This is a genomic window from Streptococcus sp. (genome assembly GCF_032481935.1).
GTDB lineage: Bacteria > Bacillota > Bacilli > Lactobacillales > Streptococcaceae > Streptococcus.
Genome location: NZ_JAWERU010000058.1, coordinates 1 through 8,029 on the forward strand (window position 1 = coordinate 1; position 8,029 = coordinate 8,029).

The following is an 8,029-nucleotide window of genomic DNA, read 5'->3' on the forward strand; positions in this document are numbered from 1 at the left end:
CAATATTTATCAATTTAGAATGAACAGTATATTTCTCTTAAACTATATGTCGTCAGATGAATAAAGTTTGATAAGATTTTACAATTTGTTATAATGTTAGCTATAAAATGATGTGAAAGGGTATGAAAGATGACAACTGTGATAAAAAAGGTTCTAGCTTCAACCTTGAAAGAATTGATGGAAGAAAAGTCACTAAGCAAAATCACTATCAATGATTTAACCCAATCTTGCGGTGTTAGTCGCCAAACTTTTTATAATAATTTCAGAGATATCTATGATTTGGTAGAATGGATTTATCTTCAGGATACTGAAATTTCGGTGGGGAAAGATGTAACTTATGATAATTGGCAAGATGCTCTTGCTTCTATTTTTCAATATATTGCTGATAATCGGAGTTTTGTACTGAATACCTATCGCTCATTTGGAAAGGAATATTTAGAAAAATTCTTAAATCAAGAAGTAGAACGTTTTTTGACAAATCTCATTTTTCAGGAAATCCAGGTTACGGGTGAAGAAGCACAACAAGTCGAGTTTTCAATTTCATTTTATACTTATGCTCTGGTCGGTATTGGTTTAGATTGGATTGAAAAACAGATGCCTAGCACTGCCGATGAATTAGTTGAAAAGATTGAAAGAGTTATGTTGGGGAGCATTATTTCAAATTTTTAAACCAAAATTAAAATATTACTTTACAAATTAGGGTGTTTGTCTAACCTTTTGACAAACACCCTAATTTGTAAATTGTGTTATTTTTTGATTAGATTTATAGTAATAGCATAGTAAATAAAACATCATTTATGGAGGCTATATTATGTACTATTCAAATGGAAATTACGAAGCATTTGCTCGCCCTAAAAAACCACAAGGCGTTGATCAAAAATCAGCTTACTTAGTTGGTTCAGGACTTGCATCCTTATCAGCCGCTGCTTTCTTAGTCAGAGACGGCCAAATGAAAGGAGAAAACATTCATATTTTAGAAGAACTTCCACTTGCAGGAGGAAGCTTAGACGGAATCTTAAACCCAACACGCGGATTCATTATTCGTGGAGGTCGTGAAATGGAAGACCACTTCGAATGTTTATGGGACTTATTCAGATCAATCCCTTCACTAGAAGTCGAAGATGCCTCTGTGTTAGATGAGTTCTACTGGCTTAACAAAGAAGACCCTAACTTCTCAAAATGTCGTGTGATTGAAAACAAAGGACAACGCATTCCGGATGATGGCCAATGCACTTTAAGCGATAAGTCAAGCGAAGAAATGGTGAAATTATATATGACCTCTGAATCTGAATTACAAGGGCTAAAAATTACCGATGTATTCAGTGAAGAATTCTTCGAATCAAACTTCTGGACTTACTGGGCTAGCATGTTTGCTTTTGAAAAATGGCATTCAGCGATTGAAATGCGCCGTTACATTTTACGTTTCATTCACCATATCGATGGTCTACCTGACTTATCTGCATTGAAATTTACGAAATACAACCAATATGAATCACTCGTTTTACCACTCGTGAACTACTTGAAAAAACATAATGTTCAATTCGAATACGATACAGTTGTTAAAAATGTGATTGTTGAACACGTTGGAAGCGACATGATTGCTAAAGAACTTGTGTTAGAAGTAGGTGGCGTTATAGAAACACGCAATCTTACAGAAAACGACTTAGTATTTGTGACAAACGGTAGTATTACTGCTGCAACAACATATGGGGACAACAATACTCCAGCTCCAATTTCAAAAGAATTAGGTGGAGCATGGAGCCTTTGGAAAAACTTAGCGAAACAAGATGAACGCTTCGGACATCCAGAAGTATTCTGTGAAAACTTGCCAGACCAAAGCTGGTTCGTTTCAGCTACAACAACTGTAAAAGATAAACGTATCGCTGAATACATTCAAAAAATCTCAAAACGTGATCCTTATGCTGGAAAAGTGGTAACAGGAGGAATCGTAACAGTTCGCGACTCAAATTGGATGATGAGCTATACATTAAACCGTCAACCACACTTTAAAGCACAAAGTAAAGATGAATTAGTCGTATGGATTTACGGATTATATTCTGGAATCAAAGGAAACTATGTGGAAAAACCAATTGAAGAATGTACAGGGATTGAAATTGCCGAAGAATGGTTATACCACATGGGTGTTCCAGAAGAATTGATTCATGAATTTGCTAGCGAAGGATGCAACACTGTCCCTTGCTACATGCCTTATATCACAAGCTACTTCATGGCTCGTAAAGATGGCGACCGTCCGCTCGTTGTTCCAAATGGCTCTAAAAATATTGCCTTCATTGGTAACTTCGCTGAAACTCCTCGCGATACTGTGTTCACAACAGAATATTCTGTTCGTACAGCGATGGAAGCTGTATATACATTGCTTGATGTCGATCGTGGTGTACCAGAAGTGTTCGCTTCAGCTTACGATTTACGCGTTCTTACAAAATCAACAAGTCGCTTGATGGATGGCAAGAAATTAGCCGATGTAAAAGTTCCGTTCTTAGTGAAACTATTTGAAAAACGTGCTGCGAAGAAAATCAAGGGAACATTAATTGAGGAACTACTTAAAGATGCTGATTTAATTTAGTTGATATAAATTGGTATAATCATTGAGATAATAGGATACGAGAAAGAGCTCAAATGTAGAGTTTTTTCTCGTGTTTTTATTTTAGAATTGGAATTTTGAGAGAAAATCATAAACCGTTTTTTTATAAAATTTTGTTAGCGGTAGAGAAGTTCGAATGATCAGTAATTGAAAATTATATTCTGATTTTAATAAATTTCAATGAAAATATAGAAATTAATACAATCAGTATTCTTGATAAAAGAAATGCTGTGTTAAAGATTCATCTTTTAAAGCTGAAGGAAAGAATAAAATTAACTAGAAATACTGTGGTTAGAAGATTGTATTGTTTTTTTGTTTTACTTATATAAAGTCGGGTTTACTTGATATAATGGAGCTAGATAAATTTGAATTTGACGGGAGATAATCAAGATGAATGAATTTAACCAATATGTCCATGACAGTTTTTCTGAGTTTGGTGATATTGTCATAAAATCCATGATGGCGGATATCTTGTCGATTTTAACGGTAAACTAATAGGGGAGATTTGCAATCGTGAACTGTTTTTAAAGAGAACAAGGATATCGGATAGACTTCTTGCAGATTCTGAATTGCGTTATCCATATGAAGGCTCAAAAACTCTTATGTACGTATTTGATAGTTTTGAGGACAGGGGACTCATTCTAGAACTTCTAAATGGCATGTACTCTGAACTTCCAGAAAAGAAGTGTAGGAAAGTTTGATGAGACAGTAAGAGTTATATTAAATATTGATCCATGTCAATGATTGGTGCTATAATGTAGTTAAAAAGTAAAGAAATTATAGGAGATATATGATGAACTCAACTTATATTATTGTATTTTTTCTTGTCCATTGGCTCTTGCTTTTTGTTGGATTTATGATTGTATATAGCAATAGAAAGAAAAAAGCTGTTAGCTTTGTTAGTGATAATAGTGATAAAGCTATTGTTCATTTATACTGTTCAAAAACTAAAATTAATGGACAGAATCTTGCTGACTTTAATCCAATAACTGGAGAAAACCTAGAAAAAGTAGTTGCTTTAGTTCCTGGAAGATATACAATCGAGGGCGTTTATAAAACGACTGAGACTCGATTGAACAAAACGATCAATATCAAATCAGAAAATATCAGTATGGATCTTGACTTGGAGGCTGGGAACACCTATTCAATAGCTATGCACCTATACTCTCCTGAAGAAAGACAAGAGTATGAGAATGACAAAACTGATGAAGTTGTTTTGAGTGTTCCGTTAACCATTGTCGTGGGTAGTGATTTCATCAAAGCATACATTATTTGCTACAAAGAAAAATGATTATCTAAGAGGCTGGGCTTAGGTTTGTTACTGGCCTCTTTTCATAAAATTAAGTCAAGCTATGTTCAGCATCATTTTGTTAAGTAGACTTGCCAATCAATCCGAATTTGTGGGGGAGATAAATGTTATGAAAAAGAGTACCCATAATATATTAACTAAGATTCCTATATATGGAGTTTTATTAAAACGATCGAGTAAAGGTGAAATGTGGCTATGCAGTCCATTCCTTCAAGATTTGGCGGAAGAAGGGATTAGACCAATTGAAATTTATGAGCTTCTAGAAGAGAAATATCCAGGTGAAGTGGTAACAAGAGAACGTTTTTATGAAGGTTATTATAAAATACTGAATTAAAGTTTAAGCAGGATATTAACAAAATTTAATGTCTTACTTTTATTTTTCAACAGAAGTAGCACAGGCTGAGATAGTAATAACGTAAAATGATGAGAACTAATAGAAACAGTTAAGATTAGAGGATGATAGATGCTTATATTGGAATTGTACCAAAATGATTATTCAAAAGATTTAGTTGCTTTTGATTCTTTAGAGGAGGGTAAAGCTTTTGTAGTTCAAATTCCTGGATACACTCTCGAAAAAGAAGATGGGTTTGAAGTGGAGTATGTGAACCCCAAACACTTGCCGGATTATATGGAGATTGTCTTCAACGGAAATATTGTCCCTTTATCTAGGTTTTCGTTTAATTCTGAGGAAAATGTGGATATTATTTGGAAAGAGATTTCGAATTTGTCCGTTAAAAACGATCAAGTAATCGAAGGGTATTCAAAAATAGATGCCTATGTCATTAACAACAATGAAGTCAAAGCTTATATCGAAGCAAGAGAAGCGAACTATCGCAAGGCAAAAGACTTCTTAGAAGGCAATGGATATGAAGCTGACAGAAGCTTTTTTGGGAGTGAAGACGGCGAAGCTATTGTTTATAGAAAAAAAGATACTGAAGATTGGCACTTCTTGTGTCACCTTGATCCTTCGTTTACAGAGATTGAAGATGTCGAAAAGTTTGTTAAAGAAGCAGTGGATGCTATTCAGTAGTCAACCAAAGTTCCTTGTTAGTGTGTAATATTACTTGTGCGATCTTAGTCAGTCAATAATAAAATAATATGTTTTAAGAAAAAATTATAATTTCGAAACGTGAATAAACTTGTTTAAACTTTATGTTTCTTTAGAAAGTGTGATAACTTCAAAGAACAAATTTTTTTGATGGGTGGAAATCCGCCGATAAAAAACCATACAATTGTTAATAAAATAGTGTCATCAAGTAATATCGAAAGAATTGTTATTTTTACAGTTTTTCGAGATAATTGGCAACCCTATATGAAAAAGTACACGGAAGTTTTCCAAAGTCAATTTCCTAATCTAAACACTGATTACTTACTTTTGGACACTGAGCACATTGATTTTGATAGCTATTTAGATGCTGATCTAATCATCATCGGTGGTGGAAATACGGAAAAGTATCTAGCTACTTATGTCAATCAGGAGTTCAAAAATTATATCGATCATATGCTTAATAAAGGGGCAAAAGTTATAGGGTTTTCTGCAGGAGCCCTATTATTAGGAGAAAAAGTATATGTCTCACCTAATGATAATTCAGATCATCAGATAAAGATAAAAAATGGATTAGGACTCTTTAGTCAGTTTTTAATTAGTGTCCATTATGATTCATGGAATGATAAAGCTAATAAGGATAGAGCTGAAGAACTCGTTAATGTTCCCATAATTCCACTAAATGATCATTCATGTCTTGTATTAGATAAACTTGGAAACATTATTGAGAAAATTGACTAGTTTCCATTATCTAAATCTTGATCTAGGTAACTAAAGTGTAGACGAACTGGATGGGTTACTAGTGAAAACTGCAAAAAGTGTTGTGAAATGAATCGGAGTGTGCTTGATGGATTTTTGTAGTAAGATAGCTATAAATAAAGGCTGGTCAGATGATAAAAAATATTGTGTGACAGATCAAAATCAGCAAAATTATTTCTTGCGTGTTTCTGATAAGAAGAAGTTAGATTCAAAAAAATTTGAATTTGATATGATGGAGAAAGTAGCTTCTCTTGGAGTTCCAATGTGTAAACCAATTAGCATTGAACTCTGCGGTGACGAAGTATATTCTTTACACGAATGGATAGACGGGAAAGATGCAAGAGAAACCATTTTAACTGTTTCGAAAGAACAACAATACACTTATGGACTAGAAGCAGGAAGAATTCTTCAAAAAATTCATTCACTCCCTGTAACAGGCGTTTGTGAAGATTGGGAAAGCTTTTTTAATCGAAAAATTGATGACAAAATCTCCAAATACAAAGAATGTCCCGTTCAATATGAAAATGGTCAGATATTCATTGATTTTTTAAATGCAAATCGAGAATTGTTGAAAGATAGACCTCAGGTTTTCCAACATGGAGATTATCATATAGGGAATTTCATGATTGGTGAAGATTGTAAAATTTATATCATTGACTTTGATCGATTTGATATTGGAGATCCTTGGGAGGAATTCAATCGTATTGTTTGGTCTGCTCAAGTCTCGCCTTCTTTTTCATCTGGTATGATAGATGGGTATTTTGATGGTAAGGTTCCAGATTTATTTTGGAAACTTCTTGCTATCTATATTATAAATAATTTAGTTGGATCACTTCCCTGGGCTGTACCTTACGGACCTGAAGAAATATCAGTAATGCAAAATCAAGCTAAAGAAATTTTAGAATGGTATGATGATATGAAGCAAATCATTCCTAGTTGGTACTTGAACAAGAAGAAGACTGAATAATATAAACGTTGGAATATTATCAATTTTGGAAAAATCATATTACGATTACTTGATAATTTTATTTCGAATCTAAATCGCTATAAACACTTCTCTTTTCTTGGATAAACTTGGAAACATCATAGAGAAAATTGACTAGTTTTCATTATGCAAATTATGCAAATTGGGATCTATAAAATCAAAGTATGATGAATATGATTTATTGATTAAAGTTTCATTCAACGAATATTAAATGATTAGAGAGGGAAATCCATGCTAAAATTCAATAAATGGCTATACATTGCTATTTTGTCCCCCTTTCTGCTTGTGAGTTTGCCCTTTTTCATCAATGGGAATTTAAGTAACGGTAATCTTCTATATAGCAACAATTCTAAGTTAATTCTTGATCATGAAGACTCAATCAAGAGTGAAATTATGACCCATTTGAATGATGACGGAAAATCCGTAAAGTCTGTGAAGATTTTACCGAATACTGCTCGAGGAGGCTATGATGATAGTGGAGATATGGGTGGTCATTATCATATTTATTTTTCAGCTTATGTCAATGATAATCCCAAGCAGTCCTTAAATGTCGAACTGTATTTTCCAGATGCAAGTATTCATGCTTTTACCGTTGTCCACCCCAATCCCTTTAAGGATAAAAAGAAGATGAAGCGATGGTTTATAGGTGATATTAAAATATCAGATGATCCTTCCTGGGATGGGAAGTAATAAATAATTAATTAATATTATCATGTGGTAGTAGTATCCTTGCTGTCAGAGAAAAGGTAGTTATAGTATTTTAAAGAAGGTCTATCATGAAAATGGAAATCGGGAAAACCTATCTTGTAAAAAAAGATATTTTCAGTTTTAGAAAAAATGAACTCTGGACCTTAGTAGATAAGGGATTTCAGGCTTATTTTGGAGAACATAACTTTATATTTGTCAATGATGAGAAAGTGAAGGTATTTGCAGTTTTACAAGATAGTTCAGAAGAAGATATACAAATTTACCATCATCTGGATGACTATTTTGAAGAAGTCGCTCATGTGAATTTCTAAAGAATGTGAGATGAAAGTTGTATCTGTGAGTTTTAAATTTTGCTTAGCCCCATCTATCACTACCAATTACTGGGAATTAATTTTGGGATAGACGTCCTTACAGTGGCTATTCCGATTATCAAAAAGATCTAGACTGAAACAAAGGTGAAAACCATCTGCTTCAGTCTTTTTTTCTGTTTATGTAGTATAATAAAGGGTGTAGGGATTCTATTTTTTATAGTCATTTAGTTTTAAAAAAGCACTCTAAACATTCAAAGATATTTGGGACTTCCCTTAATAAATTTGTCACTTTCTTTTTCAAGACAGCCCA

Annotated in this window: 9 protein-coding genes and 1 pseudogene; all 10 read left to right on the plus strand. The window is 33.4% G+C overall.

Annotation, left to right across the window (positions count from 1 at the left end):
* Window positions 1-177: 177 nt before the first annotated feature.
* The 10 genes and pseudogenes from E7C97_RS08640 (at window position 178) to E7C97_RS08685 (ending at window position 7,719) form a co-directional block, all read left to right on the plus strand.
* Window positions 178-669: a TetR/AcrR family transcriptional regulator gene (locus E7C97_RS08640; protein ID WP_239682087.1), complete on the plus strand. Its 492-nt coding sequence runs from the start codon at window positions 178-180 to the stop codon at window positions 667-669.
* Window positions 670-811: 142 nt separating this feature from the next.
* A complete protein-coding gene (locus E7C97_RS08645) occupies window positions 812-2,584 on the plus strand; it encodes an oleate hydratase (RefSeq protein WP_316108914.1) in 1,773 nt (590 codons plus the stop codon).
* Window positions 2,585-2,992: 408 nt separating this feature from the next.
* A pseudogene (locus E7C97_RS08650) lies at window positions 2,993-3,303 on the plus strand (competence protein TfoX).
* Between the two features lie 92 nt (window positions 3,304-3,395).
* Window positions 3,396-3,893, plus strand: a complete 498-nt coding sequence (locus tag E7C97_RS08655; RefSeq protein WP_316108915.1) for a hypothetical protein — start codon at window positions 3,396-3,398, stop codon at window positions 3,891-3,893.
* 127 nt (window positions 3,894-4,020) lie between these two features.
* Window positions 4,021-4,245, plus strand: a complete 225-nt coding sequence (locus E7C97_RS08660) for a hypothetical protein (protein ID WP_316108916.1) — start codon at window positions 4,021-4,023, stop codon at window positions 4,243-4,245.
* 129 nt (window positions 4,246-4,374) lie between these two features.
* The gene (locus E7C97_RS08665) at window positions 4,375-4,941 is read left to right on the plus strand and encodes a hypothetical protein (protein ID WP_316108917.1); all 567 of its coding nucleotides are present in this window, start codon (window positions 4,375-4,377) and stop codon (window positions 4,939-4,941) included.
* Between the two features lie 168 nt (window positions 4,942-5,109).
* Window positions 5,110-5,697 (plus strand): Type 1 glutamine amidotransferase-like domain-containing protein, encoded by a 588-nt coding sequence (locus E7C97_RS08670; RefSeq protein ID WP_316108918.1) that lies wholly within the window; start codon window positions 5,110-5,112, stop codon window positions 5,695-5,697.
* Between the two features lie 106 nt (window positions 5,698-5,803).
* Window positions 5,804-6,682, plus strand: coding sequence for a phosphotransferase (locus tag E7C97_RS08675; protein WP_316108920.1), 879 nt, complete (start codon window positions 5,804-5,806; stop codon window positions 6,680-6,682).
* Between the two features lie 411 nt (window positions 6,683-7,093).
* Window positions 7,094-7,390, plus strand: a complete 297-nt coding sequence (locus tag E7C97_RS08680) for a hypothetical protein (RefSeq protein ID WP_316108922.1) — start codon at window positions 7,094-7,096, stop codon at window positions 7,388-7,390.
* A gap of 86 nt (window positions 7,391-7,476) precedes the next feature.
* On the plus strand, window positions 7,477-7,719 hold the full coding sequence (locus E7C97_RS08685; RefSeq protein WP_049508999.1) for a hypothetical protein: 243 nt from the start codon (window positions 7,477-7,479) through the stop codon (window positions 7,717-7,719).
* Window positions 7,720-8,029: the final 310 nt, after the last annotated feature.

Excerpts from the sequence above, each read along its gene's own strand:
- E7C97_RS08640 (WP_239682087.1), top strand. The coding sequence starts at position 178 with ATGGAAGAAAAGTCACTAAGCAAAATCACTATCAATGATTTAACCCAA.
- E7C97_RS08645 (WP_316108914.1), top strand. The coding sequence starts at position 812 with ATGTACTATTCAAATGGAAATTACGAAGCATTTGCTCGCCCTAAAAAA.
- E7C97_RS08655 (WP_316108915.1), top strand. The coding sequence starts at position 3,396 with ATGAACTCAACTTATATTATTGTATTTTTTCTTGTCCATTGGCTCTTG.
- E7C97_RS08660 (WP_316108916.1), top strand. The coding sequence starts at position 4,021 with ATGAAAAAGAGTACCCATAATATATTAACTAAGATTCCTATATATGGA.
- E7C97_RS08665 (WP_316108917.1), top strand. The coding sequence starts at position 4,375 with ATGCTTATATTGGAATTGTACCAAAATGATTATTCAAAAGATTTAGTT.
- E7C97_RS08670 (WP_316108918.1), top strand. The coding sequence starts at position 5,110 with ATGGGTGGAAATCCGCCGATAAAAAACCATACAATTGTTAATAAAATA.
- E7C97_RS08675 (WP_316108920.1), top strand. The coding sequence starts at position 5,804 with ATGGATTTTTGTAGTAAGATAGCTATAAATAAAGGCTGGTCAGATGAT.
- E7C97_RS08680 (WP_316108922.1), top strand. The coding sequence starts at position 7,094 with ATGACCCATTTGAATGATGACGGAAAATCCGTAAAGTCTGTGAAGATT.
- E7C97_RS08685 (WP_049508999.1), top strand. The coding sequence starts at position 7,477 with ATGAAAATGGAAATCGGGAAAACCTATCTTGTAAAAAAAGATATTTTC.